Genomic DNA, 26,093 nt, shown 5'->3' with positions numbered 1-26,093 from the left:
TGGTTTACCGCTTTGGGTATCTCCACGATGGCTTTCAACTTGAACGGTTTCAACTTCAACCAATCGATTATCGACTCGCAAGGTCGTGTCATCAACACTTGGGCTGATGTGATCAACCGCGCTAACTTGGGTATGGAAGTAATGCACGAGCGCAATGCTCACAACTTCCCGCTTGACTTGGCTGCAAGTGAATTCACTCCTGTAGCTTTGGTTGCTCCTTCTATCAATGGCTAAGTTTTAGTCCTCGATTACAAAAAGCGCTCCTAGTAATAGGGGCGCTTTTTGTTTGGGGAAAATTTTTAGAGACTTTATTCTGATACCTCGTCGGGTAAAATAACCGTTATAACTGACATCTTGCACTATTATTAATAAGTGTTTCACGGGCGGGCAGGATGCCGACCTCACAAGAAGAGATATACTGTTTGTGGAACAGGCAAGATGCCTATTATTGAGAATTGTGCAAGATGTCAGTTAGAAATTTTGTAGTCAATAATTCAGTCCCACAGAGTTTTATTATGAGGAATGAATTCCTCACTATAAATCAATTTTATTCGGGTTGTTCTAGCGGAAATAATATGATTAATAACTAATAACTAATAATTAATAATTAATAACTAATAACTAATAACTAATAACTAATGACTATTGAGTTTGAGTATTCCGATGCAGCCGGAAACAAGATTAGCGGTAAGGATTCAATGCACAAATGGCTTTCGGTGGTGGGGATTGGCGAAGACGGACTTTCGGGATTGAGTGCGATCGCCTCTACTCTCCTCTCTCGATCTCAAGTCGTTGTCGGTGGTGCCCGTCACCTCGCAATGCTACCAACCGACGACACCCGCGAACAATTGCTTTGGGCTTCGCCGCTACAAACAACAGTCGATCAAATCATCCGCCGCCGGGGACAGTCTGTCTGCGTGCTAGCCAGCGGCGATCCGATGTGTCACGGCATCGGCGTCACGCTGTCGCGCCACATTCCCATTTCGGAAATGACTGTGATTCCGTCGGTATCGGCTTTTAGTCTTGCTTGCGCCCGTTTGGGTTGGCCGCTGGCCCAAGTTGAGACTTTCAGTTTGACAAATCGCCCGCTCGCATCGCTCGCCCTTGCTTTGTCTCCCGGCGCGCGCTTGCTGGTGTTGAGCGCTGACAGACACACGCCGGGAAAGGTGGCACAATTGTTGACGCAGCGGGGGTTTGGCAGCAGTTTGATGACCGTGTTCGAGCGGATGGGAGGGAACTCGGAACGGCGGATCGAGGGGGTAGCAGCAGCCTGGAATGAATCGGATTTGGCGGATTTGAACACGATCGCGATCGCAGTTGCAGCCGATCGACAAACTCTTATCCTCCCCCGAACTGCGGGTTTGCCGGATGCTGCTTATCGCCACGACGGACAACTTACCAAGCGGGAGGTTAGAGCCGTTACTCTGTCAACGTTAGCACCGATTCCGGGTGAGTTGCTGTGGGATGTGGGCGCGGGCTGCGGCTCGATCGCGATCGAATGGATGCGGAGTCATCCTCGGTGCAGGGCGATCGCGATCGAACGCGATCCGACTCGATTGCAATACATCGCTGAAAATGCCTCGACTTTCGGCGTTCCCGAACTCGAAATCGTTGCGGGAGAAGCGCCGGAAGCCCTGACAAATTTGCCTCAACCGAATGCTATTTTCATCGGCGGCGGTGTCACCGCAGAATCTGTGCTGGAAACTTGCTGGAATGCTTTAGGTGAAGCCGGCCGATTAGTTGTTAATGCGGTGACAGTTGAGAGCGAGTTTAAAGTTTTGCAATGGCACGATCGTTATGGTGGGGAACTCATTAGAATTGGGATTCAGCGAGTAGGGGCGATCGGCTCTTTTCAGGGTTGGAAGCCGCTTGCACCCGTAACTCAGTGGGCGGCAGTTAAAAGCTAAAGTAAAATATTCCGAGAGAGCCATCTAAAATAGAGTAATGTGCGCCAGATGCCTCAACCCTTAATAATAATCGCTTTCTCACTCCGCCTGACGCAGCCTACGAGTTGATTTGAGTATGATACTTGGCTTGAGTCCGATTAAAGTAAAATATTCAGAGGGAGCCCTCTCAAATGTCAAATCTCAAATCTAAGAGCTCAAATCTCAAAGCTCATGAGAGGTTAAAAAATGAGTTTTTATTACCGACTGCCACCAGCGCTAATCGCGGCAACAATTGCGAGCGTGCAACCTGCTGAATTTGCTGTCGCGCAGTTGTCAGCACAACAAGTGGAAGAAAGTGAGAGAAATGAGTGCAATCCGTCAGGAGAAATCGATTTCAATGAAGCTATTCGCCTCAATCCTAACGATGCTGAAGCGTACAACGGTCGGGGTGCTGTCCGCTATGAGCAGGGAGATAGAGAGGGTGCGATCGCCGATTACAACGAAGCTATTCGCCTCGATCCTAACCATGCTAATGCTTATCACAATCGGGCTCTGCTCCGCGATGAACTGGGAGATAAACAAGGTGCACTAGCCGATTACAACGAAGCTATCCGCCTCGATCCTAACGATGCTGATGCTTACTACAATCGGGGTATTGCCCGCTATGACCAGGGAGATATACAGGGAGCGATCACCGATTACAACGAAGCTATTCGCCTCAATCCTAAGTATACTTATGCTTACTTCAATCGGGCTCTGCTCCGCGATGAACTGGGAGATAAACAAGGTGCACTAGCAGATTTCAACGAAGCTATTCGCCTCGATCCTAACGCTGCGGATGCTTACTACAATCGCGCTTTTGTTCGCTCACAGCAGGGAGATATAGAGGGTGCACTAGCAGATTTCAACGAAGCTATTCGCCTCAATCCTAACGAGGCTAAGGCTTACAACTATCGCGGTTTTGTGCGAGCGCAACAGGGAGATATACAGGGTGCAATCACCGACTACAACGAAGCTATTCGCCTCGCTCCTAACGATCCTGAAGCTTACAGCAATCGCGGTTTTGTTCGCTCACAACAGGGAGATAAACATGGTGCAATCACCGACTACAACGAAGCTATTCGCCTCAATCCTAGCTATGGTAAAGCTTACGGAAATCGGGGTTATTTCCGCTATGACGAGGGAGATATACAGGGTGCCATAGCCGATTTTAACGAGTTTATTCGCCTCGACCCTAATGATGCTAAGGCTTACAACTATCGCGGTTTTATTCGCTTACAACAGGGAGATATACAAGGTGCAATTGCCGACTACAACGAAGCTATTCGCCTAGCTCCTAAGTATGCTGATGCTTACTACAATCGGGGTGATTTCCGCTATAACCAGGGAGATATAGAGGGTGCGATCGCCGACTACAACGAAGCTCTTAGCCTCAATCCTAAGTATACTTATGCTTACTTCAATCGGGCTCTGCTCCGCGATGAACTGGGAGATAAACAAGGTGCACTAGCCGATTTCAACGAAGCTATCCGCCTCGATCCTAACGATGCTGATGCTTACTACAATCGGGCTCTTGTCCGGAACCAACAGCGAGATATACAGGGAGCAATAAATGATTTTCAGAAAGCCTCTGAGTTGTATCAGCAACAGGGAAATACCGATTCATACAGAGATGCACAAAATGCAATTAGAGAACTTCAGAAAGAGCTTGAAGTCTAACTATTTATTATAGGTACGCACCGATATATTACCAATTAGCGGGCGTACCTCATTTAACTGAGAATTTATATAAAAATAGGTTGGGTGTCCTAAAAGTTCAACCCAACCTATTAATTAAATGAGACTTAAGAGTTTAGCCTTGATTCACCACAGTCGGTTTTAAACTTTCCTGTGACTTCGATCGATCTAAACCATTTTGAACTTCCACAGATTCCTTAATCGGTTTCCGGGCTTCAATTAAACTCAAAGCTTTGTTGACACCTTCAGGTAAAATCACTACCAAACTGCCTACCGCGGCCTCATCTAAAGCCTTGTTAACGGCCGTTGTTTCGTCGAGAATCAACTCGTATTCAACGTTAGATTTGTTTGCGGTTCCTGCAGAAATCGCCTCGGCAATTCCCTGGCAAATTAACTTGGCCACAACACCGGGTTCTCGCCCGCGCCTGTCAATATCTTCCTTGACAATAATACGATCGAACATCTCGGCCGAAAGTTTACCCAGCGTGACAAAATCTTCATCTCGTCGGTCTCCAGGGGCACCTACTACCCCGATCCGTTGTCCCTGCCAATTCAGCACGAAACTGCCCAAAGCTTTGTAGCTGTGGGGGTTGTGGGCGTAGTCGAGTAAAGCGTGATAGCTGCCCAAATTAAACAAGTTCATCCTTCCGGGAGTTTGACCGACGGATGCTTGGAAGGTTGACAAAGCCGATCGAATATCTTCTATTTTCACTCCTTGGGCAAAAGCAGCCAAACAAGCTGCTAAAGCATTGGCAATCATAAACGGCGCGCGCCCGCCCATCGTCAGCGGCACGTTCACAGCCTGCTCAATTCTCAGCGTCCAATCGCCTTTCAAGATCGACAAATAGCCATTTTCGTAAATCGCTGCCAGCCCGCCCGCAGCGGTATGTTTGGCAACCAGTTCGTTGTCCGGGTTCATGGAGAAATATGCAATTTGAGCCTTGACACGCTGCGCCATTTGTGATACCAGCGGGTCATCTGCATTTAACACTGCATAGCCTTTGGGCATTACCGACTCGACGAGAACGCTCTTGAGTTTGGCCAGTTGTTCAACGGTGTCGATGTCGCCAATTCCCAAGTGATCGGCTGCGACGTTCAAGACGACGCCAACATCGCACTGGTCGAAGCCGAGGCCCGATCGCAAAATTCCGCCTCTAGCCGTTTCCAGCACCGCCACTTCTACCGTTGGATCAGACAAAATCAATTGAGCACTCTGCGGCCCGGTATTGTCTCCGCTTTCGACCAAATAGTCGCCGATGTAAGTGCCGTCGGTAGTCGTGTAGCCGGTAATCTGACCGGTCTGTTTGACAATGTGGGCAAGCAGGCGAGTGGTTGTCGTTTTGCCGTTGGTTCCCGTTACCGCTAAAATCGGCACCCGGCTGGGTTGAGGCGAGGGGAAAAGCATATCGAAGACGGCGCCGGCGACGTTGCGGGGTAAACCTTGACTTGGGGCGACGTGCATTCTGAAACCCGGTGCTGCGTTGACTTCGACGATGACGCCGTTGACATCGCGCAGGGGTTGGGAGATGTCGGGAGTTACTACGTCAATGCCGGCGATGTCCAAACCGATAATTTTGGCGACTCTGGAAAACAGCCAGACGTTTTCTGGGTGGATTTCGTCGGTGCGATCGACTGCAATGCCACCGGTACTCAAGTTTGCTGTCGCCCGCAAAAATACTCTTTCGCCGACGGGCACTACGGAGTCCATTGCGTATCCTTGTTTTTGCAGCAAATCCAGGGACAATTTGTCGATCGTGATCCGGGTGAGCACGTTGTCGTGTCCGTCTCCTCGCTGCGGGTCGCGGTTTACTTCTTCAATAAGCTGTTCTACTGTAGACTTGCCGTCGCCCACGACGTTAGCGGGGACTCGTTCTGCGACTGCTATCACTTGCCCGTTAACTACCAATACTCTGTGGTCACGGCCGACGTAATAGCGCTCGACAATGACGCTTTTTGTTTTTGATGCGGCGCTGGCTAAGTCGTAGGCTTCTTCTGCTGCTTCCCAGGAATTGATGTCGATCGTAATGCCGCGGCCGTGGTTGCCGTCTAGGGGTTTGAGGACGATCGGATAACCGCCGACATCTTCGATCGCCCCGCGCAGTTCATCCAAATAATGAATCACCGTTCCTCTGGGAACCGGTACACCGGCGCTGGCTAGGATATTTTTGGTACCTTCCTTGTCACAGGCAAGTTCTACCCCCAAAACTCCCGTCCGGTTGCTCAGAGTTGCCTGAATCCGCTTTTGGTGAACCCCGTAGCCGAGTTGAATCATAAACCGGGCGCTCAAAGGTATCCAAGGAATGCCACGCGCTTCTGCTTCCTTAATCAGTGTTTCCGTGCTCGGCCCCAGGGCCGCCGAAGCAGCAAACTCTCTCAGGTCTCTCAAATCTTGGACTAATTCTGCTGCTGGATAAGTGCCTGTCTCGGCAATGCTTTGGCACATCCGCACGCCCGCCCGGGCTGCATAGCGACCGGCTTGTTCGTTTTGATACTCAATTACTACTTGGTAAATACCTGGGGTCGCAGTCTCGCGGGTACGGCCGAACCCGACCGGCATTCCTGCCATTTGCTGAAGTTCTAGGGCGACGTGTTCGATTACGTGTCCCATCATTGTGCCTTCTCTGACCCGTTGCAGGAATCCTCCCTGATGGCCTGGAGAACAGTGATGGTCGTTCAAACTCGGAAGTGCAGCGATCAACCCTTCATAGAAGCCAGGAATTTCCGATGTCTTTTTATCTGCCCACTCCTCTAAATCCAGACGCATCAGGACGAGTTTCTGGCGTCGGATGCTCCAGTAGTTGGGGCCGCGTAAGGTCTGGATTTTAAGTATTTTCATGGCAGTTAGAGGGGTATGGGGCGCGAAATCTTATAGATAATTGGAGCATTTATTCAATTTCGATCTAGATTGCTCGATCGACTGTTCGCTGCGAACAGTTTGGGAGTGAATTTCCAGTTATGGGCTACCCAATTGAAAATTCATGCCCCTGCGATTGGCTAAAAACAAGTACAGGCCAATGGCTAGCAAAAACTCAAAGCCCGAAGTTAGAATTTTCTGTGATTCTGCCTTCTCGGCTCAGCCCGTGGCTGGTTCGGAATCTATTCTATGGTTGTATCCATGATTCGGCCGGAATGCCGCCTAATTTCTGCCGAATCAATGACAAGAGATGTTCTACGTTAGTTGGCTGTGCGGCATTCGGGGGGCCAGCCAGACTCGGAACAGGCTCCTGATGGCATTGGTTTGCCGAGGGGCATATTGTAGCAATCTCCGTGACATAGAACGTGCAAGCGCATATTGAACAGACTTAAGGGTTCTGTCGCTCCTACCATAGACTCATTGGTATAAAAATTTTCCCTAGAATCAACAATAGTCACAGTGCCTTTACCGAGAATTTTCATAGTATCGTCTCCCTCAAACAAGGCGCAGGTGTCTTCGTCAATACCAATAGCGATGCGATCGGGATGGCAAGCCACAGCCGACAGCAAGCGAGCCATGCGGTTGCGGTTGTGAAAATGCTGATCGACGATGATCTCAGGAATAATGTTAAGTCCGTTTGCCATGTCTACTAAAGAGCGGTTCGGTGACGCGCCACTCCCACCGCCTGCAATCATGTGATATCCCATCACCGCAGCACCTGCGCTGGTGCCAGCGAGGGTAATCTTGCCTTCGAGAGTTTCTTTGCGAATTTTCTCCATCAGCGGGGTGTCCGCCAGCAGTCCACAAAGCCGCAGTTGGTCGCCTCCTGTGATGAATACGCCCGTACAGTCTTCTAAGTAATCTTTCCAGACGGGGTTTTCGCCTTGTTCGCGTTCGCGGATGTCCACTACTTTGACGGCGCTAACGCCCATTTCGTCAAATATTGTACGGTAGCGGTTGCTAATTCCTTCGGGATCTCGCGAAGCGCACGGAACGATCGCCAGCCGAGCGTTTGCACCCCCAGCACGGCAAAAAAAGGTGTTCAAAATCTCTCGCCCGTGAACTTTGTCTTCGGCTCCCCCGATGACCATAATCGAGGTTTTTGTGCGCTGGGGAATATTGTGTTCAAGGGCTTGAGATGTCAACTGCTGCATGGTGTGTCTTCCTCTGTTGGATGTGAAATTCAATTTTGCCGTGGCTGTGCGTAGAATAGGGCTTTTTAAGAATAAATATTTGTTGGTGCGAGGGAGGTGCGATCGCCGATCGTGCGATCCCGCAGTTGTTTGGCGGTGAGTTTACTTGCAGTCGCTGTCATGAAAAACTGATTATTGTTGTACAAAACGGGCCCGCCGACAAAGGAAGAGAATTTAACTTGCAAAAATTTTCAGAAATTATAAGAAATTATAAAGAATAAAGCAATTACTGAAAACTGAACTCCATCTAAAGGTCAAACTAGAGGTGATGTATCAATGAAATTCCAATAATTGTGCGATTTGACGTTGTTACCCTATTTCCAGAATTTTTCCGGGCTCCCCTAGAGTCGGGACTGATGGGCAAAGCCTTAGCTAAAAAGATTGCTGAGGTGAATTTTGTCAATCCCCGCGATTTTACCACAGACAAACACCAGCGAGTCGATGATGAGCCTTACGGGGGCGGAGTGGGGATGCTGATGAAACCGGAACCGATTTTTGCTGCGGTGGAGTCGCTGCCGGTTTTGCCACGGCGAGAGGTGATTTTGCTGACTCCCCAGGGGGAACCGATGCAGCAAGCGATGTTTCGAGAGTTTGCAGTCGATCGCGATCAGTTGGTCTTGATTTGCGGTCATTATGAGGGTGTGGACGATCGAGTCCTGCATTTGGTGACTCGCGAGGTGTCTTTGGGGGATTTCGTGCTCACGGGGGGCGAAATTCCGGCTTTGGCTTTGATTAATGGGGTTTTGCGATTGCTGCGGGGAACTGTGGCCAAGGAAGATTCCCTAAAGTTTGAGAGTTTTGAGGACGGACTTTTGGATTATCCGCAGTACACTCGACCGGCGGATTTTCGGGGATTGAAGGTGCCCGATGTGTTGCTGTCTGGTAATCACGCAGAAATTGCTCGCTGGCGCAAGCAACAGCAAATTGAAAGAACTCGATCGCGCCGGCTGGATTTGTACGATCGGTGGTTGCAGGAGAGGGAAGAATAGGAGTAAAGGGCGATCGCACGAGTGGTCAGAAACCGGGTTTTTTGCGGTAATACTTCGTTGTAGTCCACAGATTCGGTAAAAAACCCGGTTTCTTTGGTCTTGATGCGTAAATCCCGTATATTTAAGAGCCTAATAAATTTTGGATTCGCGTTTGTAAGTCTTTGAGTTCAGGAGAGCGATCGAGAAGTCCCCGATAATTTTCTAGCGTTTCCAGCATTAACCCTTCTCTCCCCCCTCCAGCAGCTTTAGGATTGCCATAGCTGCTGAGGAAATTAGCAAAAAAAAATATTTAACACTCGGATCGGCATTAAAAAATAAATTCACTTATCTCCCTAAAAATATGAAATAATTGTCTTCTACTATACTTACCAAACCTTCCTTTTACATGAACATCCGCATCGGCAATGGCTACGACATTCACTGCTTAGTTCCCGATCGCCCTCTCATCCTAGGCGGTGTCAATATTCCCCACGAATTAGGCTTATTAGGACACAGCGACGCCGACGTACTTACTCACGCTATCATGGATGCCATGCTCGGAGCTCTGAGCTTAGGAGATATCGGTCTTTATTTCCCGCCAACTGACCCGAAATGGAAAGGTGCTGATAGTCTCGTACTGTTGGCACAAGTGAATCAGTTAATATTAGATAAAGGCTGGGAAATCGGCAATATTGATTCGGTGGTAGTGGCAGAACGTCCAAAGCTGAAACCGCATATTGAGCAAATGCGCGATCGGCTTTCTACTGTCCTACAATTAAAACCCGACCAAATCGGCATCAAAGCTACTACCAACGAAAAATTAGGGCCGGTGGGAAGAGAAGAAGGAATTGCAGCCTATGCTGTAGTTTTGTTAGTGCTAAAATAGAACTTTAATCTACGTTTTAGGAAGGCCAAAACCATGCAAACTGAAACCTTGGATTTAGAGTTACCCATAGACGCAGATATTATCGCATTGGATAAGGACGATCGGGTAGTCGTGCTAATCGAAGTCAAAATTATTGAAGCTCAAGAAACAGCAGCAAAGCAGAGGATTGCTTATGACATGATATCTTGGATGAAAGCTGCGTTAGCGAAAATGTCCGAGCAACGCACCATCATTCCCTATGCGATGTTTGTTGACACCGAACTGATTCTGATTTTCAAATGGGACGGAGTAAATTTATCTGAACCTGTGTGCTCTCTAGACACTGCTGATATCCTTCGCCATTATGAGCCAGAATTTGGCAACAAACGGATATTTAAGCGATATCTAACTAGACTGGTTGAAGCATGGCTGCGCGACTTAGCTTATAATTGGAAGTCTGAGATTCCAACCGCATCAGAACAGATAGCAAAAATCGGCTTGCTGCCACTGCTAGCAGGTGGGACGACAAAATCTGGGGTAGAAATTGGTGGCAATTTTATATATCGAGACTAACTTTCTGATGAGCATTGCTACGGGACGCGACCCTGACGCTAACAACTTGTTGGTGAGTGTACCGACATCAGTCAGCATAGCCATACCAAGTTTTTGCTGCATGGAATCACTGTCGGCTTTAGAAGACGAAATCAAGCGACGCAACCGTTTTTTAGGTGAAATGGAAAAACAAATTAGTCAGCTAAAGCGAGATAAAACTTCACCCTCTGCCCAGTCTCTTGTCTTCCACTTAGAGCAATCACTCACTGAAAATGAGGCTCTGATAAATGATATTAATGCACGTCTTTTTGCAGCTCTTGATTTGTTAGCCACAAAGATAGAAATGATTCCCTTAACAGCAGGCATACTTCAAGCAAGTTTGAATTCAATTTTTATTGAAGAAGACCCGACAGACAATTTGATTCTGCACTGCATTTTGCGTCACGCACACTTACATCCTAATGAAGTCAAGGTATTTTTGAGTAATAATACAAAAGAATTTGGTCTGCCCAAAGTTCGAGATGCTTTGCGGGAAGTAGGGATAACCAAGTACTTTTCGCGCACTGAAGACTTTCTCGGTTGGCTACAATCTCAGTCATAGTCGCACGCAAGTGGTAAACTAAAAAATTATGAAAATTTCTATGATCCTATATTCAAGACTGCGCTGGTTCGTAATTTTACTGGCTGCAATTGCCACTATAACTCTGTCTGCGTGCACTCCAGCCCGATCGAACTTAGTAAACAGGCTCATCGTTCCCACCCCCAGCGGCCCAGCTACCTTTAACTACCCGCTAAATCAATCTGCATACAGCGTTTTTGGCTATATGTACGAGGGATTGATCAACGAAAATGGCTTGACATCGGAGTTAGAACCTGGTTTAGCCGAGTCCTGGGAAGTTTCTAAAGATGGCAAAAAGATTGTCTTCACCCTGCGAGAGGGCTTGAAATGGTCGGACGGCCAACCTCTGACTACTGATGACATTATCTTCAGCTATGAAAAGATTTATTTCAATGACAAAATTCCTAGCGGTTTGAAAGATATTCTGAGGGTTGGCATCAGCGGTCAATTTCCAAAACTCAAAAAACTCGACAGTCGCCGCGTAGAATTTTCCGTTGCAGAACCCTTTGCTCCTTTTATTAGATATGCTGGGGGAATCCCAATTTTACCAGCTCATATTTTACAGGAATCTATCGATAATACAGATGCAGATGGCAAGCCTAAATTCTTGACTACTTGGGGCACGGATACTGACCCTAAAAAAATTGTGGGGAATGGTCAATACCGAATGCTGAGCTATACTCCCAATCAGCGCGTTGTTTTGGAACGAAATCCGTATTATTGGCGCAAAGATGCTGAGGGAAATCCTCAACCTTACATCCAGCAAATTGTTTGGCAAATTATCGAAAATACTGATAATCAACTGCTGAATTTTCGATCGGGCGATTTGGATACTCTGAACGTGGAGCCGGAAGTGTTTCCGCTGCTGAAACGGGAGGAAAAACGCGGCCAATATACGGTCTTCAACGGCGGGCCGGATACTGGTAGCGTTTTTATGTGTTTCAATCTGAATAAGGGGCGCAATGCTCAAAATCAGCCGTTTGTAGACCCGGTTAAGTCTCGCTGGTTCGCGAGTAAGGAATTTCGGCAGGCGATCGCCTATGGCATCAATCGCGAGGCGATGACTAACAATATCTATCGCGGACTTGGCGCGCCGCTGCATTCCCCAATTCCGGCGCAAAGCCCGTTCTACCTGTCCCCAGAACAGGGATTGAAAACTTACAGTTACGATCTGGAAAAAGCCAAAGAGTTGCTGTTAAGTGCTGGCTTCAAGTACAATTCTAACGGCGAATTGTTGGATGCTGAAGGCAACAAGGTACGATTTACTTTGTTGATGGCGGCAGGTAAAAAAGTTCGGGAACAAATGGGAACGCAAATTAAGCAAGACTTGGGCAAACTGGGGATGCAAATTGATACGCAGTTCCTGAGTTTTAACACTTATGTGGAAAAGCTGCGATTGACGCGAAATTGGGATACTTACCTCGGCGGTTTTACGGGAGGTACTGAACCGCACAGCGGCTACAATATTTGGTCAGTCAATGGCACTTTGCACAGTTTCAACCAGGGCCCGCAATTCGGAGAACCCCCGATTAAAGGTTGGGAAGTGTACGACTGGGAGCAGAAAATCGATGACCTTTATGTGAAGGCTTCCCAGGAGCTTGATGAGGCGAAGCGCAAGGAGCTTTATGGAGAAACGCAGCGGATTATAGCGGAACAAGTTCCTTTTGTTTATATGGTAAATCCGCTGACTTTTGAGGCGGTGCGCGATCGCGTTTCGGGAATTCGCTACAGTGCCCTCGGCGGTGCTTTCTGGAATTTGTACGAGTTGAAAATAACAGAATAGTCAGCAGTTAGCAGTCATTACTCAGTCATTAATTAATGGAACCTAAAATTTTACAGAATTTACTCGAATCGGTGGCTGCCGGCGATATTAGCCCGATCGCAGCTTTGGATAAATTAAAGCATTTTGACTTTGAACAAGTCGGCGATTTTGCCAAAATTGACCATCACCGCACTCTAAGAACGGGTTTTCCTGAAGTAATCTGGGGCCCGGGGAAAACGCCAGACCAAATTGTTGAAATTATCGAGGCGATGCGCGGGCGAAATTCTGCGGTGATGGCGACGCGAATTGAACCGGAAGTTTTCGAGCAATTGCAACAAAAAATACCCGATTTGTGCTACTACCCAAAGGCTCGAATTTGTGCAATTTCTGCTAATTCCCCAACTCCGCAGCATCCGGGTACTGTGACTATTATCAGTGCGGGAACGGCAGATTTACCTGTAGCGGAAGAGGCGGCAATTACTGCGGAACTTTGCGGTTTTCAGGTGCGACGTTTGTGGGATGTCGGAGTTGCCGGCATTCACCGCTTGCTGAGCAATCGGCACGTGATTGCTGATGCTGATGTGTTGATTGCGGTGGCGGGTATGGAAGGCGCTTTGGCGAGTGTGGTTGCGGGTTTGGCAGATTGTCCGGTGATTGCTGTGCCGACGAGTGTAGGTTACGGCGCGAGTTTTGGCGGGATTGCTCCTCTTTTAACTATGCTCAATTCTTGTGCGGCTGGTGTGGGTGTGGTGAATATTGATAATGGATTTGGCGCGGCGATTTTGGCTTGTCAAATTCTCAGAAGTGCTGGCAGAGTGGGAAGAAGAGGAGAGGGGGAGAATCTGATAGAGGGGGAATAGTTAGAAACCCCCTCTATCAGATAAGACTAAGGCCAACTGTCACAGGACGATCGATTTTTAGGGTGCCTCTTGCACCATTCTCGCTTAACAGGCTTTCGGGCCTGTTCCACAAAGAGTGAGTTTTCTTGTGGGGTGGGCCGAAGAGCCCGCCCATAAAAAACCTAATTGAAAATGGTGCAACATCTCAGGTGCGTCAGACTCCGTTATTGAAATATTATTGAAGATTTCCGGTAGTAGAGCACCTTACTATATATGCCAGTTGCGTCCCGGACGGCCAGACTCGGCGGTTGAAACCGCGTCTCAACTTGTCTCTCGTTCCAGCAGAGGAGGACTAAAAAATACAGGAGGTATTATTCAAGCCGGATTTGATATTACTTGCTGCCTAGCCAAATCGGATAAGCAGAAGAATCCTCAGCTTTTAACTTTTGCGCCTGATAACTCTTGCTAGTCCAAGTAGCTACTGTTTGCAGGCTTTCTGTCAAACAACTTTCGCTACCAAACGCTTCAAATCCCAAACTCCACCACGCGCTGCCATTAATGTTCAACTGAGTAAGTTCCACGGTGCAACCTTGGGGAATTGGGGCTTCCACAGGCACAGACATCAGGGAACCAGGGGTCGATACTTGATAAAGACGCTGCGCTCGCTTTTTCTTGACTGCCACCCACTTTCCTGTCGCCAAAATATCCGCCGGTATCGGCGCCATCGTGTCGGCACAAACCCACTTCAGCCACTTTTCGGCTTTGCCTTCCCAGCGGTTGCCGAACTGCATCGTCCCCAACTCTCCCTGACGCCACTTTACCTCCAAGGTTTTCCCACGCAGCTTCACTCCCAAGTAGTCGCAGCTTGGTACTAGCAAATATATGTCTTCCCGCTCTTCAGGAGGCGAAAGATACCCGCCGAGACTCTCGCTTCCAAACCATTGATTGATTGATTTTGGCAGTGCACCGCTATAAAACCACCGCATTTCCAGACTGGCCCGCATAAATTTTTCCTCCGTTCCACAATTTTCGTCAAACCCAGACTGGATTTGCCATACACCATCGACTTTTGTGCCTCTCCACTCTATCCTCCCCCCTCCGGGGCCCAGAGTCTACCCACAGTCATACCATTTTAGATTTTAGATTTTAGATTTTAGATTGGGGAAAGACTGACTATATAAAGGTTTAGAGCTTGCCTACAGTTGCGTTTTTTTTATTTACTGGTGTCAGAGCGAGGTCTTTAAAAAAAATTTCTCACAATCCTTTACATATCTTCACAAGTCTGTTACATTTATTTACAGTACACTAAAAACCATTTAGGAAAAAAAAGATGAGTAACCGAGGCTTAATGCTGGACGACCAAGGCAAAATGAACAATTTTGCGATCGAGCCGACAGTATACATCGATGACGAACCCCGCACCGGCTTTACCCCCTACGCAGAACGCTTAAACGGCCGCCTTGCCATGATTGGCTTTGTTTCTCTCTTGGCTTTAGAAGTTTCGACCAAGCACGGGCTGATTAGCTGGCTGACTCAGCTTTAATGACTTTGTTAACAATTAAACTATATGGCTATGGATCGCGGGCGGTACACAAACAGCGATCCATAGCCTAACTATTTTTAGGATCAAAGTTTGGTGAGACAATTAAAATTAAATATTTTTGTTTTACCCTACCCGTAAAAAGAATGCTCAAACGAATTGCGGCAATACTTCTGGTTGTTCTAAGCCTCACCTTGACCGGTTGTGTGTCTAAAGTCACCGGACTCAAAAGCTACGTTGATACTGGCGATGGCTATCAATTTCTCTATCCTAACGGCTGGCTGCCGATCGCGGTTTCTAACGGGCCCGATGTGGTGTTCCGCGATTTGATTCAGCAAACCGAGAACGTCAGCGTGGTAATTAGTCCAGTCGCCAAGGACAAAACTCTCGCGGATTTGGGAACACCGACGGATGTGGGATACAAGCTCAGCAAAAGTGCGATCGCCCCGATTGATTCCGGCCGCGAAGCTGAATTAGTCAATGCAGAAGCTCGTGAATCGCGATCGAAAAACTATTACATTTTAGAATATGCCGTTAAGTTGCCAAACCAAGAACGCCACAACTTAGCGAGTGTAGCCGTCAGCCGCGGCAAACTTTTTACGCTTAACGTTTCCACTACCGAAGAACGCTGGCCCAAGGTAAAAGAAGCTTTTAAGAAAGTCGTTAAATCTTTCTCTGTTTATTAGGGAATTGGGAATTGAGTATTGGGCATTGGGCATTGTTGACTGTTGACTGTTGACTGTTCGCTGTTGACTTTTGACTGTTCGCTGGAAACCTCACCACAGTTAACTGACAACTGTCAACTGTCAACTGTCAACTGTCAACTGAACTTCTTAAATGATGAAAATTCCAACTTTTGTATTAGCTTCAGCTTCTCCAGCGCGCCGCCGCCTGCTAGAAAATGCCGGAATTCAAGCTGTGATTTGCCCCAGCGACTTTGATGAAGGACAAATACAAATGAAAGATGCCACTAATTTAGTGCAGGTTTTAGCAGAGGGAAAAGCTGAGGCTGTAGCTAAGTTTTTACTGGCTAATTCTCACCCCCAAATCTCCAATCCTAAAGCGTGTTTGGTGTTGGGATGTGATTCAATTTTGGTCATAGATGGCGAAATTCACGGCAAACCCAAGGATGGGGAAGAAGCAATCTCGCGCTGGCAGAAAATGCGCGGTAAGGTGGGCGAACTCTATACGGGTCATGCTTTAATTGATACTAGATTCGATGACTTTGGTGAGGCTAGGTCGCGATCGATCATTCGCTGTCAAGTTACAAAAGTTCATTTTGCGGAAGTTACCTCGCGCCAAATAGTGGCTTACGTCGCTACCGGAGAGCCCCTCGCCTGTGCAGGCTGTTTTGCACTCGAAGGTAAAGGCGGTTTGTTTGTAGAACAAATCGAAGGATGCCACACAAATGTGATTGGTTTGAGCTTACCTGTGCTGCGGCAAATGCTCACCGAAATGGGATATGATGTGGCAGATTTCTGGCAATCTTAAATATTGTTAAATTCATGTCAGGAATCGGGAGGCAGAGCCTCGCTTATATTCGTTCTCAGGCAGAGCCTGGGAACGAGGATTGATAGCCTTGGTGTTGTGGAATCGGCGTCCCGCCCGTCCGTGTTCTGCTTCTTAGGATGGCGAATTAAATAACTTACAATTTTAATTGTTATTGTGGGATGGGCGTCCCGCCCGTCTTTTTTGGACGGGCGGGACGCCCATCCCACAAACTTCTGGAAGTTATTTAATTCTCATTCCTTAGCAGCAATATGTACCGATTTGAATTAACCTAGAGCGTCGCCTCCGATACAGAGATAAACTGAATTTGATCCGGCGAAACATCCTTCACCAAAGCCAAGATATTGCCACTGCTAGCTTCCCGAATCACCGTCGCCTTAGTATTTAAAATTCTAAAATCAGCCGTTCGAGGAATTCCCGGAGGAAAAGGCCCGCTGCTGTCATAATCTCTGGCATCACCAATTGTTAAAAACCTTTCGCTCAAAACAATATCATTTCGCGTCAATCCACCCGCCAATCCAATTACATCACCTTCAGCCGGATTGTAATCGAGAATAAAATCTGCAGGCACTTCATCTACATCAAAATTGCCGCTAGGAGACGGTTGAAGCGAACCAATCTCTCCCGAAGTTGCTCCCACTTCTGTGCGGAGGACAAACAAATCTGCGCCTTCACTTCCCCAAAGTCTATCAATTCCAGCCTCACCGATTAGAGTATCATTTCCACTCTCTCCTACTAAAGCATCATTCCCTTTACCACCGCGAATAAAGTCATTGGCCGTGCCTCCATAAACGTAGTCATCACCTTGATCTCCGCTGACAAAATCGCTGCCACATTCTCCATACAGAATGTCAAAATCTTGGCCACCACGAATAGTATCGCTGCCACACCCTCCGATTAAAGTATCTGTGCCGCTGTTACCGTTCATCAGTTCCGCACCACCGGAACCTCTGACAAAATCGTTACCATCTAAAGCCTGTAAGCCTCCGGGAGTATTCCGCAGAATTCCGTTTGCTAATTGAAATGCGTCGTCATTGGGAGTTAAGTCAAAAAAGTTGGGGTCGCTGCCTGGATTTGGCAATGGCCCTGTGAGTAATTTGATGTTTGGGGGATCAGCAATAATTGAGTCTGGATTTTCAGCTAATGCTCTAATTTCTCCGAGATTTGTTTCTAACATCCTAAGTTTCTCCTTTTTTGATTGACTTTGTTGACATTCTGATTTTAACAAAGATTCCAATTAAGAAATCTGCGGGAATCTGGGGTTAAAACAATCAAATTATTGTCCAAATAGCCGTAGATGCTTATTCAATAAGCGTAGTTTATTGACACCAGGTTGCTCGTCCAAATCCGCAAATATTTTGAACTGTGTACCAATAATTCTGGGGATCGCGTAATCTATTACCCGTCAGCAGTCAGCGTGGGAAAACCCAGAGACTGCTAATTGTCATGAAACCTTGAGTTAAGTCAGGAATAATTAATATGCTAGACACTGCGATCGAATCTATTCAAGCCAGAGAAATCCTCGACTCCCGTGGCCGCCCCACCATTGAAGCTGAAGTTTACCTAGCCAACGGCGTTGTGGGGATCGCCCAAGTCCCCAGCGGTGCGTCTACAGGCTCTTTTGAAGCCCACGAACTCCGCGATGATGACAAAACCCGTTATGGCGGCAAAGGAGTCCTAAAAGCCGTTGCTAACGTCGAACACAAAATTGCCCCCGCTTTGGCTAATATAGATGCGATCGACCAAGCGCTGGTAGACAAAACCATGATTGACTTGGACGGTTCCCCCAACAAATCCAACCTCGGCGCAAATGCCATTCTCGGAGTCTCCTTAGCCACAGCAAAGGCGGCCGCCGAGACTTTAGGACTCCCCCTTTACCGCTACTTGGGCGGGCCCTTGGCGAACGTTTTGCCCGTACCACTGATGAACGTGATCAACGGGGGCTCTCACGCTAACAATAATGTGGACATTCAAGAATTTATGATTGTCCCGGTGGGTGCGCCTTCTTTTAAAGAAGCTTTACGCTGGGGTGCAGAGGTATTTGAATCCTTGAGTAAAGTCTTAAAAGCTGAGGGTTTGCTGACTGGTGTGGGTGATGAAGGCGGTTTTGCGCCTAATCTGAAATCTAATCAAGCAGCTTTGGATTTGTTGATTGCAGCTATTGAAAAAGCTGGCTATAAACCGGGTGAACAAGTTGCTTTGGCTTTGGATGTTGCTGCTAGCGAATTTTACAAAGATGGGCAGTATACTTACGACGGTGTGGCTCATTCGCCTGCAGAATTAATCGATTATTTGGATGGTTTGGCCGGAAAATATCCGATTGTTTCTATTGAAGATGGTTTGCACGAAGACGATTGGCACAGTTGGGTAGCGCTGACTGAGAAAATGGGCAGCAAAGTTCAATTGGTGGGTGACGATTTGTTTGTTACTAATCGCACGCGGCTGCAAAAAGGAATTGATTTGAAAGCTAGCAATTCGATTTTGATTAAGCTGAATCAAATTGGTTCTTTGACGGAGACTTTGGATACAATCGACCTCGGCAAACGGAACAGCTATCGAGCCGTCATCAGCCACCGTTCGGGTGAAACTGAAGATACCACAATTGCCGATTTAGCGGTAGCGACTCGCGCCGGCCAAATCAAGACTGGTTCTTTGTGTCGCAGCGAACGAGTGGCCAAATATAACCGTTTATTGCGGATTGAAGACCAATTGGGCGATCGGGCAATTTATGCTGGGTCGATCGGTTACGGGCCCAAGTAACACTTGGTAATCGAAAATTTTCGTTCCCCGGCTCTGCCTGGGGACGCTGATCCGGAGGCTCTGCCTCCAATTTTCCTCGCGTCTTCGAGGCAGAGCCTCTGGATATCGGTTCCCAGGCAGAGCCGGGGAACCAGTTAAATCTGGATATTACCGATCCTCAATTAAGGATAGAAAGCCAATTGTGGCAAACCCAAAGTTTCTTCCCAACCCATCATCAAGTTCATGCACTGGATGCCTTGACCGGCTTGTCCCTTAATTAAATTGTCGATCGCCGATAGCACAATCACCCTGTCAGTACGCGGATCGACTTCCACACCGATGTAACACAAATTTGTGCCGCAAGCCCATTTTGTTTGCGGATAAACTCCCGCCGGTAACACTTTTACCCAAGGACTATTGCGGTAAAAAGCACTAAAAATTGTGATTAAATCTTCCCGCACCAAACCCGGATCGCGCAAAGTTGCGTACACAGTCGCCAAAATTCCCCGCACCATCGGAATTAGGTGGGGAGTAAACTGAACTTTAATATCATGTCCCGCTAAATCGCTGCAAATTTGCTCGATTTCTGGCGTGTGGCGGTGGCGGCCAACACCGTAAGCGCCCAGAGAACCCTCTGCTTCAGCCAACAAGAGATTAACTTCGGCTTTGCGGCCCCCTCCCGAAGCACCGGATTTGGCGTCGATGATAGCTGTTTCTGGCACAATGAGGCCTTGTTTGAGCAAAGGTGCCAGGGCTAATAAACTAGCAGTGACGTAGCAGCCGGCACAGCCTACTAATTGAGCGTTTTTAATGCGATCGCGGTACAATTCTGGCAAACCGTAAACAGCCGTTGCAGCCAGTTCAGAGTCCGATCGCTCGCCGCCGTACCAAGCTTTGTAAGTGTCCAGATTTTCAAATCTGTAATCAGCCGACAAATCCAAGACTTTGCAGCCTTTCTCTATCAGCGTCGGTGCCATTTTGCAAGCTAAACCGTTCGGCAGCGACAGAAACACAACTTCGCATTTTGCTGCTATTTTGTCTAGGTCGATCGCCTCGACTGTCAAATCAATGCAGTTAGTCAGATGCGGGTAAAGGCTGGAATAAGGTTTTCCTGCACTGCTATCCCCGCCCAAATAAACTACTTCAGCCGCCGGGTGGTCCGCCAGCAGTCGCACAAGTTGCACGCCGCCGTACCCTGAAGCGCCGATAATTCCTACAGGCACACGTCCAACATCTCCCATTTTCCTTTATCCCCTCAGCCGTTGAAGTCAAAAACGCTTGAACTTTTGCTGCATTGTAGTACCAAACGTCAACTTTGGTGGCAAAGAATTGTGTTGTTTTGTTTTGGAGGTGCATTTTTGTTGATTTTCGGCTGTTTGATACCGCCCAAAACCCATACAAAGCCCTGGAACTCCGAAAGTTTTAGACCAAAGTTCCATCTTCCAGATTCCAAGCTGCAAGTAAATCTAAAATCTAAAATCTAAAATCTAAAATCGACTGACCGATCGCCAAAACCCTAAAATTAACAAACTGATGTGCGATCGTGCTATAAAAAAACTTACCTTAACCCATCCACAAACCGGAGATTAACATTTTTCCCTCTTGCCTCTTGCCTCTTGCTTCCTGTATCCTGCCTCTTCCCTCTTCCCTCTTCCCTCTTCCTTCTTCCTACCTATGGGCATAGTTGTAGAAAACGTATCAAAACAGTTTGGCAGTTTCCAAGCACTCGATCGAGTCAGCTTAGAAATTGAATCGGGTTCCCTAGTCGCATTGCTGGGCCCGTCTGGTTCCGGCAAGTCTACACTGCTGCGGCTGATTGCCGGTTTAGAAATGCCCGACTCCGGCAAAATCTGGCTAACAGGCCAAGATGCCACGAATACTAGCGTCCAAGACCGCAAAATTGGGTTCGTGTTTCAGCACTACGCGCTATTCAAGCACATGACAGTGCGAAAAAACATCGCTTTCGGGCTGCAAATTCAGAAAACACCGCCCGCGAAAGTCAAATCGCGGGTAGAAGAGTTGTTGAATTTAGTGCAATTGGCAGGATTGGGCGATAGATACCCGTCGCAACTTTCAGGAGGCCAGCGACAGCGGGTGGCCCTCGCCAGAGCCCTGGCTGTGGAACCGAAAGTGTTACTGCTAGACGAACCTTTTGGGGCTCTTGATGCCAAAGTTCGCAAAGACTTGCGTGCTTGGTTGCGGCGACTGCACGACGAAGTTCACGTTACCACAGTCTTTGTGACGCACGATCAAGAAGAAGCGATGGAAGTTGCCGATCACATCACAGTAATGAATAAAGGTAAAATCGAACAAGTAGGAACACCCGCAGAAATTTACGACCATCCAGCGAGTGCTTTTGTCATGAGTTTTATCGGCCCAGTCAATGTATTGCCCAGCAGTTCGAGGATGTTTCAAGACAACGGCTTTGACTCAGCCAACCCGGAGATTTTTTTGCGCCCTCACGACGTAGTAATTGAAACTACAGAAAATAGTGCAACAGTGCCTGCAAGAATCAGTCGCTTGATTCATTTGGGATGGGAAATTCAGGTAGAATTGACCTTAGATGACGGTCAAGTAGTAAACGCTAATTTGACTAGAGAAAGATTCGATAGCTTGAACTTGCAGCCCCAGCAAAGAGTGTTCGTAAAGCCGAAAGATGCCAAGTCCTTTCCACTTTTTTATTCCATCTAAGGATCGCGAATTAAATAACTTACAATTTTAATTGTTATTGTGGGATGGGCGTCCCGCCCATCCCACAAACTTGTGGAAGTTATTTAATTCTAATTCCTAAGAGCAATTATGAAAACTCAAGCTAAATTTAGATTGGATACTGCCTTTTCAAGAATGTGGCGCGGTGCGGTGTCTCTACAAAAAAAATCTAGGGACACGGCATCGCGCCGTGTCCCTAATCTTTTATACTGACAACTGTCCGCTGACTACTGCGCGCTGAGTTAGTCTTTAACTTTGCTGACAGCTTTTTTGACTTGTTGCTCAAAGGATGTAGCTTGTGTATTGGAAGGATTTTTCATTTTTTCAATGTCAGCGTCTCCCTGAACTTCGTTGGGTCCTTTGCTGGCTTTTTCTTGAGTTTCTTCCAAGGACATTGGTTTTTTCAGTACAGCTTCTTGAGATTCTTTTTCAATCCCTAAAAGTTGGTCTTCACCTTTGGTGGGGCTGCTAGTAACGGCAAAAGCGGGAAAAGCATTAGAAACAAACATCAAGGCACAAAAACAAACAGCTATTAAAGTGCGGACTAAACGCTTGGCAGGGAAGTTAAAGCTGATAAAAGACATACAAAATTTCTCCGTTTTTAGAAGTTTTGATCGCTAAGATTGTTAACAGGCTGAAGCTCACTCATATTCTGCACAATCTTTAACTCAATTTTGATAAAAGCAACCGTTGCTTTCTTTCAAATTGAGCTAATATATAATATTTAGCTGAAAAAGCTGGTATTTGAAATCCTTCTCAGGGAATATTTCTAGATGACTGGCGTCGATCGCCCCAAGAGAGTTATGTAGAAGGCACTTGTGTAGAATCAAAAAAATTCTCTATAAGTGCCTTCGGATGCGCCTCACATAGCGGTATCAATGTCAGTAACTGGTTTTATCGTTGGATGGGGTGGGGGCGGGTTTATTTAGCCTCTTTGCAACGTGAGAGGGCGCTTGAGTGAACCCGCAGAGCGGTTTGTTAAAAATGTTGCAAGATATGAGATGCGCCCGACTATCCACTGACTAATGACTAATAACTAATGGCTGCTGCTGTCGCACGGGAACTTGACATTTTGCTAGATAAGTTTTAATTTCTCCTACACTGAGTTGCCCGTAATGCAGCAGGGAAGCCAGCAGTGCAGCTTCTGCTTTGCCCTCAGTCACGGCTTCGTAGATGTGGTGGCAGTTGCCGGCGCCCCCGGAAGCAATGACGGGAATTTCCACAATTTCGGCAATGCTGCGAGTTAATTCCAAGTCGTAACCGGCTTGAGTGCCATCAGAGTCCATGCTTGTCACCAGAATTTCGCCGGCGCCGCGCTGTTCGGCTTCTTTGGCCCAAGTGATCGCATCTTTGCCTGTATTTTCTCGCCCTCCGCGCACGTACACGTCCCAACCCGGATTATCTGCGTCTTGCCGTTTGCGGGCGTCGATCGCCACTACAATGCACTGATTACCAAATCGATCGCTGGCTTTGTCAATTAAACTCGGATCGCGCACCGCCGCCGAATTAATACTCACCTTATCAGCGCCCGCCCTCAATAAACTTTTAATTGTGTCTAAGGATTGGATGCCGCCGCCCACCGTCAAAGGGATAAATACTCGATCGGCCGTTCGGTACACCACATCGATCATAATATTCCGGTCTTCGTGAGTCGCCGTAATGTCCAGAAACACCAACTCGTCAGCACCCGCATCGTTGTATACCTGAGCCATTTCTACCGGATCGCCAGCATCCTTAAGGTTGACAAAATTGACACCTTTGACCACGCGACCGGCTTTCACATCCAAACAAGGCAAAATTCTTTTCGATAACATAAAATTCTCGTATTTCCAACTTATTGACCGCCGCAGCGAGGAAAAGGCTTTGTTGATATCTTCAAAAACCAGAAGTTAAGCAACAAATCTTAAAGATACCTTGTGTTTAACAATTCTCGGTCGGAGCCGGAGAGCCATTTTTCAGTTTTTTTAGGCCCCCTGAGAATAAATAAAACTTGGCTCGCAGTGGGAGCCGTGACCTTAGGTAGAATATGGGTAGAGAGTTATGTTTCCGCAAAAAGCAACAAATTTAATTCCCCAGAGACATCTTTGGGGTGAAAAATATGACAATTTCGCCTATGATCGAACCATAACTACCTTCGCTGGCGATCGAATTGTGGTTCGGCAATCCTGTATGCTTTGGTGCATCGACGATCGACTAAACAATTTTAGATTTGAGAACAGCAGATTTGAGGTTTTTTAGCAGCAATCTCAGTTATAAGCCGCGCGGTAAAGTTAAAATTTAAAGTTTAAAATCTCAAATCGGTTGACTTGATGTCGTTTTTAGGGCTGTGGTGACTTTGCAAGCCAATCCACATTTGGTACTTCGTACAGAGAAAAGCGGCAATCGCTACTTGCCGCTCTCCGGCAGCAATTGCTGGACAGTAGGGCGGAGCGATGACAATAATTTTGTACTGACAGATCGCTGGATTTCCCGTAATCACGCGATGTTACAGCAAATGGAGACAGGAGAGTTCTACCTGATCGACTTGGGCAGCCGCAATGGTTCCTTTGTCAACGGGCGGCGCGTCAGTATTCCTGTCACTCTCAGAAATGGCGATCGGATTATTTTCGGTCAAACCGAATTGGACTTTTACAACCCAACCGCCGGCCACCGACACGATCCAATACACGAGACAGACTCTGAAGATTTTACGGCGACTTTGACGGTGCGTAGCCTGATTAGCGTCATGGTAATGGACATCCGAGACTTTACAGTTTTGACTAGGCAGCTAGACGAAACCCTCCTCTCGGAAGTTATCGGCAACTGGTTCCGCAAAGCAGGACAGATTATTCGCGAACACGGCAGTTGGGTGGACAAATACATCGGCGATGCCATCATGGCAGTCTGGTTCCACAAAACCAGCGGTGTCAGCAGCGAGGAAATGATGCGGATTTGCCAAGCTTTGAGCGAACTGCACAAGGCAACAGACGAACTCAGCAGCCGTTACCCCCTGCCTTTTCCTTTGCGAGTCGGGGCTGGCATCAATACCGGTTATGCAATGGTGGGAAATTCTGGCAGCAGCGACCGATCGGACTATACCGCCTTGGGAGATACTGTAAACGCAGCATTTCGCCTGGAATCTTGCACCAAGCAACTCGGCAAGGATATCGCTGTGGGAGAAACTACCTACAAATACCTGACGCAATTGGGGGCCCAGGGCGCTTTCGAGCAGCACACCGTTGCTTTAAAGGGTTACGACACTCCCACCGTGACTTACGGCGGTACTTATGCTGACTTGAATGCTTTTCTCAAAACGAAAGGAAAAAGTTCTTGATAGCGAGAAAATTGGGGGCGGGGCAAAAATTAACCCTTTAAAATGGCAGTCCGAGTTTTTAATTGGGAGTGCCTTTGATAAACTTGCCTGCGATGCTTAAAAGTCGGCTATTATCATATATTGTCAGCCTTGTCAATACCAAAATGTAAAGTTTATAACAGCCCTCTACCTATTGCGGATTTATCTGAAAAACTGCATAAGCAAAATGGTAGTCTCTACATAAATGCTGTGTATGAAATTGGGAGACAAAACTTCATGAAACGATTGGGTCGTCTATTGGCAGTATTGGGCTTAGTGCTGGGCTGCTTTGCATGGGCTGGAGACCAAAGTGCGATCGCGGCAACCTTGAGCCGTATCGTCTTGCCATCATCCTCGCTCCTAGCTGTTGAAGCTCCGGCTAGAACCAATCGCGCCGATGAGAAGCTTGCCACAGAATACGGCAAAAAACTTGATTTGAACAACAGCGCCGTCCGAGACTTTCGGGAATTTCGAGGGTTGTATCCCACTTTAGCTCGACTAATTATTAAGAATGCTCCTTACGAAAATGTTGAGGACGTACTCAATATTCCAGACTTGACGGAAGCTCAGAAAAAAGTGCTGCAAGCTAACATGGAAAAGTTCACCGTAACTGATGTTGAATCAGTCTTTATTGAAGGAGACAACCGGTTGAATAATGGTCTCTACGACTAGGTAGCAGCGGGTCTCTTTTGAAGGCATTCGCAATTGGGCAGAAGGCATTCGGCAGAAAGAAAAGATTTTTTTCTACAGGCTGATGACTTCTGCCTTTAATTTCTCAAGACTTACTTTCAACCACCATTCGGCAAAAGCCGACCCAAATTCGCTAGATTGAAATAAGCGGGTTCCCCTCATTCATCTAAAATCTAAAATCTAAAATCTAAAATCCCTTGACTGACATTAGTTCAAGTCCCCAGATTCATCTGTAGACTC

23 protein-coding genes and 1 pseudogene are annotated in these 26,093 nt (G+C 47.3%); 16 read left to right on the top strand and 8 right to left on the bottom strand.

Annotation, left to right across the window (positions count from 1 at the left end; translation table 11 throughout):
- The 3 genes and pseudogenes from QUA07_RS07655 to QUA07_RS07645 all read left to right on the top strand — a co-directional run.
- Nucleotides 1–234, top strand: a pseudogene (locus QUA07_RS07655) (photosystem II q(b) protein); the annotation flags it as partial.
- A gap of 404 nt (nucleotides 235–638) precedes the next feature.
- Entirely contained in the window at nucleotides 639–1,907 is a 1,269-nt protein-coding gene (gene cbiE / locus QUA07_RS07650) for a precorrin-6y C5,15-methyltransferase (decarboxylating) subunit CbiE (RefSeq protein WP_333323808.1), read from the top strand.
- Nucleotides 1,908–2,132: 225 nt separating this feature from the next.
- Entirely contained in the window at nucleotides 2,133–3,605 is a 1,473-nt protein-coding gene (locus tag QUA07_RS07645; RefSeq protein ID WP_333323807.1) for a tetratricopeptide repeat protein, read from the top strand.
- A 133-nt stretch (nucleotides 3,606–3,738) separates the two neighbouring features.
- Here the strand turns inward: QUA07_RS07645 and cphA are convergent, their stop codons facing one another.
- From cphA to QUA07_RS07630, 3 genes are all read right to left on the bottom strand, one after another.
- A complete protein-coding gene (cphA, locus tag QUA07_RS07640) occupies nucleotides 3,739–6,459 on the bottom strand; it encodes a cyanophycin synthetase (protein ID WP_333323806.1) in 2,721 nt (906 codons plus the stop codon).
- 338 nt (nucleotides 6,460–6,797) lie between these two features.
- Nucleotides 6,798–7,691, bottom strand: coding sequence for a cyanophycinase (locus QUA07_RS07635; RefSeq protein ID WP_015178241.1), 894 nt, complete (start codon nucleotides 7,689–7,691; stop codon nucleotides 6,798–6,800).
- A 65-nt stretch (nucleotides 7,692–7,756) separates the two neighbouring features.
- Nucleotides 7,757–7,915, bottom strand: a complete 159-nt coding sequence (locus tag QUA07_RS07630; RefSeq protein ID WP_333084108.1) for a hypothetical protein — start codon at nucleotides 7,913–7,915, stop codon at nucleotides 7,757–7,759.
- A 108-nt stretch (nucleotides 7,916–8,023) separates the two neighbouring features.
- Between QUA07_RS07630 and trmD the strand changes: the two genes are divergently transcribed.
- The 6 genes from trmD to larB all read left to right on the top strand — a co-directional run bounded on the left by trmD (nucleotide 8,024) and on the right by larB (nucleotide 13,356).
- Entirely contained in the window at nucleotides 8,024–8,719 is a 696-nt protein-coding gene (gene trmD / locus QUA07_RS07625; RefSeq protein ID WP_333323805.1) for a tRNA (guanosine(37)-N1)-methyltransferase TrmD, read from the top strand.
- 385 nt (nucleotides 8,720–9,104) lie between these two features.
- On the top strand, nucleotides 9,105–9,584 hold the full coding sequence (gene ispF / locus QUA07_RS07620; protein WP_333211506.1) for a 2-C-methyl-D-erythritol 2,4-cyclodiphosphate synthase: 480 nt from the start codon (nucleotides 9,105–9,107) through the stop codon (nucleotides 9,582–9,584).
- Nucleotides 9,585–9,617: 33 nt separating this feature from the next.
- On the top strand, nucleotides 9,618–10,136 hold the full coding sequence (locus tag QUA07_RS07615) for a hypothetical protein (protein WP_333323804.1): 519 nt from the start codon (nucleotides 9,618–9,620) through the stop codon (nucleotides 10,134–10,136).
- Nucleotides 10,111–10,716, top strand: a complete 606-nt coding sequence (locus tag QUA07_RS07610) for a PIN domain-containing protein (RefSeq protein ID WP_333323803.1) — start codon at nucleotides 10,111–10,113, stop codon at nucleotides 10,714–10,716. The genes QUA07_RS07615 and QUA07_RS07610 overlap by 26 nt, the downstream gene beginning before the upstream one ends.
- Nucleotides 10,717–10,756: 40 nt before the next feature.
- Nucleotides 10,757–12,517 carry an ABC transporter substrate-binding protein gene (locus QUA07_RS07605; protein WP_333323821.1) on the top strand — a complete coding sequence of 587 codons (1,761 nt, stop codon included), beginning with the start codon at nucleotides 10,757–10,759 and terminating at the stop codon, nucleotides 12,515–12,517.
- 35 nt (nucleotides 12,518–12,552) lie between these two features.
- Nucleotides 12,553–13,356 carry a nickel pincer cofactor biosynthesis protein LarB gene (larB, locus tag QUA07_RS07600; RefSeq protein WP_333323802.1) on the top strand — a complete coding sequence of 268 codons (804 nt, stop codon included), beginning with the start codon at nucleotides 12,553–12,555 and terminating at the stop codon, nucleotides 13,354–13,356.
- Nucleotides 13,357–13,727: 371 nt separating this feature from the next.
- Here the strand turns inward: larB and QUA07_RS07595 are convergent, their stop codons facing one another.
- Nucleotides 13,728–14,339, bottom strand: coding sequence for a hypothetical protein (locus QUA07_RS07595; protein WP_333084122.1), 612 nt, complete (start codon nucleotides 14,337–14,339; stop codon nucleotides 13,728–13,730).
- Nucleotides 14,340–14,665: 326 nt separating this feature from the next.
- On the opposite strand from QUA07_RS07595, the gene QUA07_RS07590 reads away from it, so the two are divergent.
- The 3 genes from QUA07_RS07590 to QUA07_RS07580 all read left to right on the top strand — a co-directional run bounded on the left by QUA07_RS07590 (nucleotide 14,666) and on the right by QUA07_RS07580 (nucleotide 16,366).
- Nucleotides 14,666–14,878 (top strand): high light inducible protein, encoded by a 213-nt coding sequence (locus QUA07_RS07590; protein WP_333084124.1) that lies wholly within the window; start codon nucleotides 14,666–14,668, stop codon nucleotides 14,876–14,878.
- Nucleotides 14,879–15,021: 143 nt separating this feature from the next.
- A complete protein-coding gene (gene psbP / locus QUA07_RS07585; RefSeq protein WP_333323801.1) occupies nucleotides 15,022–15,561 on the top strand; it encodes a photosystem II reaction center PsbP in 540 nt (179 codons plus the stop codon).
- 154 nt (nucleotides 15,562–15,715) lie between these two features.
- A complete protein-coding gene (locus tag QUA07_RS07580) occupies nucleotides 15,716–16,366 on the top strand; it encodes a nucleoside triphosphate pyrophosphatase (protein ID WP_333323818.1) in 651 nt (216 codons plus the stop codon).
- A gap of 289 nt (nucleotides 16,367–16,655) precedes the next feature.
- On the opposite strand, the gene QUA07_RS07575 is transcribed toward QUA07_RS07580, so the two are convergent.
- Entirely contained in the window at nucleotides 16,656–17,561 is a 906-nt protein-coding gene (locus tag QUA07_RS07575) for a calcium-binding protein (RefSeq protein WP_333323800.1), read from the bottom strand.
- A gap of 302 nt (nucleotides 17,562–17,863) precedes the next feature.
- Between QUA07_RS07575 and eno the strand changes: the two genes are divergently transcribed.
- Nucleotides 17,864–19,144 (top strand): phosphopyruvate hydratase, encoded by a 1,281-nt coding sequence (gene eno / locus QUA07_RS07570; protein WP_445305875.1) that lies wholly within the window; start codon nucleotides 17,864–17,866, stop codon nucleotides 19,142–19,144.
- A 161-nt stretch (nucleotides 19,145–19,305) separates the two neighbouring features.
- On the opposite strand, the gene argC is transcribed toward eno, so the two are convergent.
- Nucleotides 19,306–20,364, bottom strand: coding sequence for an N-acetyl-gamma-glutamyl-phosphate reductase (gene argC / locus QUA07_RS07565; protein ID WP_333084129.1), 1,059 nt, complete (start codon nucleotides 20,362–20,364; stop codon nucleotides 19,306–19,308).
- A 433-nt stretch (nucleotides 20,365–20,797) separates the two neighbouring features.
- Here argC and QUA07_RS07560 point away from each other — a divergent pair, with 433 nt between their 5' ends.
- A complete protein-coding gene (locus QUA07_RS07560; protein ID WP_333084131.1) occupies nucleotides 20,798–21,814 on the top strand; it encodes a sulfate/molybdate ABC transporter ATP-binding protein in 1,017 nt (338 codons plus the stop codon).
- 260 nt (nucleotides 21,815–22,074) lie between these two features.
- On the opposite strand, the gene QUA07_RS07555 is transcribed toward QUA07_RS07560, so the two are convergent.
- Both QUA07_RS07555 and hisF read right to left on the bottom strand, forming a co-directional pair.
- Nucleotides 22,075–22,416 carry a low temperature-induced protein gene (locus QUA07_RS07555; protein ID WP_333323799.1) on the bottom strand — a complete coding sequence of 114 codons (342 nt, stop codon included), beginning with the start codon at nucleotides 22,414–22,416 and terminating at the stop codon, nucleotides 22,075–22,077.
- 438 nt (nucleotides 22,417–22,854) lie between these two features.
- The gene (gene hisF / locus QUA07_RS07550; RefSeq protein ID WP_333323798.1) at nucleotides 22,855–23,646 is read right to left on the bottom strand and encodes an imidazole glycerol phosphate synthase subunit HisF; all 792 of its coding nucleotides are present in this window, start codon (nucleotides 23,644–23,646) and stop codon (nucleotides 22,855–22,857) included.
- Between the two features lie 512 nt (nucleotides 23,647–24,158).
- Between hisF and QUA07_RS07545 the strand changes: the two genes are divergently transcribed.
- A complete protein-coding gene (locus tag QUA07_RS07545) occupies nucleotides 24,159–25,145 on the top strand; it encodes an adenylate/guanylate cyclase domain-containing protein (RefSeq protein ID WP_333084136.1) in 987 nt (328 codons plus the stop codon).
- Nucleotides 25,146–25,400: 255 nt separating this feature from the next.
- A complete protein-coding gene (gene psbU, locus QUA07_RS07540; protein WP_333084137.1) occupies nucleotides 25,401–25,835 on the top strand; it encodes a photosystem II complex extrinsic protein PsbU in 435 nt (144 codons plus the stop codon).
- Nucleotides 25,836–26,093 lie beyond the last annotated feature (258 nt).

The sequence above is a fragment of the Microcoleus sp. T3_A4 genome (assembly GCF_036700465.1).
In the GTDB taxonomy this organism is placed as follows: domain Bacteria; phylum Cyanobacteriota; class Cyanobacteriia; order Cyanobacteriales; family Microcoleaceae; genus Microcoleus.
This window is presented reverse-complemented; position numbering and strand designations above follow the sequence as displayed.

Coding starts and splice junctions, on each gene's coding strand:
- cbiE (WP_333323808.1), top strand. CDS start 639: ATGACTATTGAGTTTGAGTATTCCGATGCAGCCGGAAACAAGATTAGC.
- QUA07_RS07645 (WP_333323807.1), top strand. CDS start 2,133: ATGAGTTTTTATTACCGACTGCCACCAGCGCTAATCGCGGCAACAATT.
- cphA (WP_333323806.1), bottom strand. CDS start 6,459: ATGAAAATACTTAAAATCCAGACCTTACGCGGCCCCAACTACTGGAGC.
- QUA07_RS07635 (WP_015178241.1), bottom strand. CDS start 7,691: ATGCAGCAGTTGACATCTCAAGCCCTTGAACACAATATTCCCCAGCGC.
- ispF (WP_333211506.1), top strand. CDS start 9,105: ATGAACATCCGCATCGGCAATGGCTACGACATTCACTGCTTAGTTCCC.
- QUA07_RS07615 (WP_333323804.1), top strand. CDS start 9,618: ATGCAAACTGAAACCTTGGATTTAGAGTTACCCATAGACGCAGATATT.
- QUA07_RS07605 (WP_333323821.1), top strand. CDS start 10,757: ATGATCCTATATTCAAGACTGCGCTGGTTCGTAATTTTACTGGCTGCA.
- larB (WP_333323802.1), top strand. CDS start 12,553: ATGGAACCTAAAATTTTACAGAATTTACTCGAATCGGTGGCTGCCGGC.
- QUA07_RS07595 (WP_333084122.1), bottom strand. CDS start 14,339: ATGCGGGCCAGTCTGGAAATGCGGTGGTTTTATAGCGGTGCACTGCCA.
- QUA07_RS07590 (WP_333084124.1), top strand. CDS start 14,666: ATGAGTAACCGAGGCTTAATGCTGGACGACCAAGGCAAAATGAACAAT.
- psbP (WP_333323801.1), top strand. CDS start 15,022: ATGCTCAAACGAATTGCGGCAATACTTCTGGTTGTTCTAAGCCTCACC.
- QUA07_RS07580 (WP_333323818.1), top strand. CDS start 15,716: ATGAAAATTCCAACTTTTGTATTAGCTTCAGCTTCTCCAGCGCGCCGC.
- QUA07_RS07575 (WP_333323800.1), bottom strand. CDS start 17,561: ATGTTAGAAACAAATCTCGGAGAAATTAGAGCATTAGCTGAAAATCCA.
- eno (WP_445305875.1), top strand. CDS start 17,864: ATGCTAGACACTGCGATCGAATCTATTCAAGCCAGAGAAATCCTCGAC.
- argC (WP_333084129.1), bottom strand. CDS start 20,364: ATGGGAGATGTTGGACGTGTGCCTGTAGGAATTATCGGCGCTTCAGGG.
- QUA07_RS07560 (WP_333084131.1), top strand. CDS start 20,798: ATGGGCATAGTTGTAGAAAACGTATCAAAACAGTTTGGCAGTTTCCAA.
- QUA07_RS07555 (WP_333323799.1), bottom strand. CDS start 22,416: ATGTCTTTTATCAGCTTTAACTTCCCTGCCAAGCGTTTAGTCCGCACT.
- hisF (WP_333323798.1), bottom strand. CDS start 23,646: ATGTTATCGAAAAGAATTTTGCCTTGTTTGGATGTGAAAGCCGGTCGC.
- psbU (WP_333084137.1), top strand. CDS start 25,401: ATGAAACGATTGGGTCGTCTATTGGCAGTATTGGGCTTAGTGCTGGGC.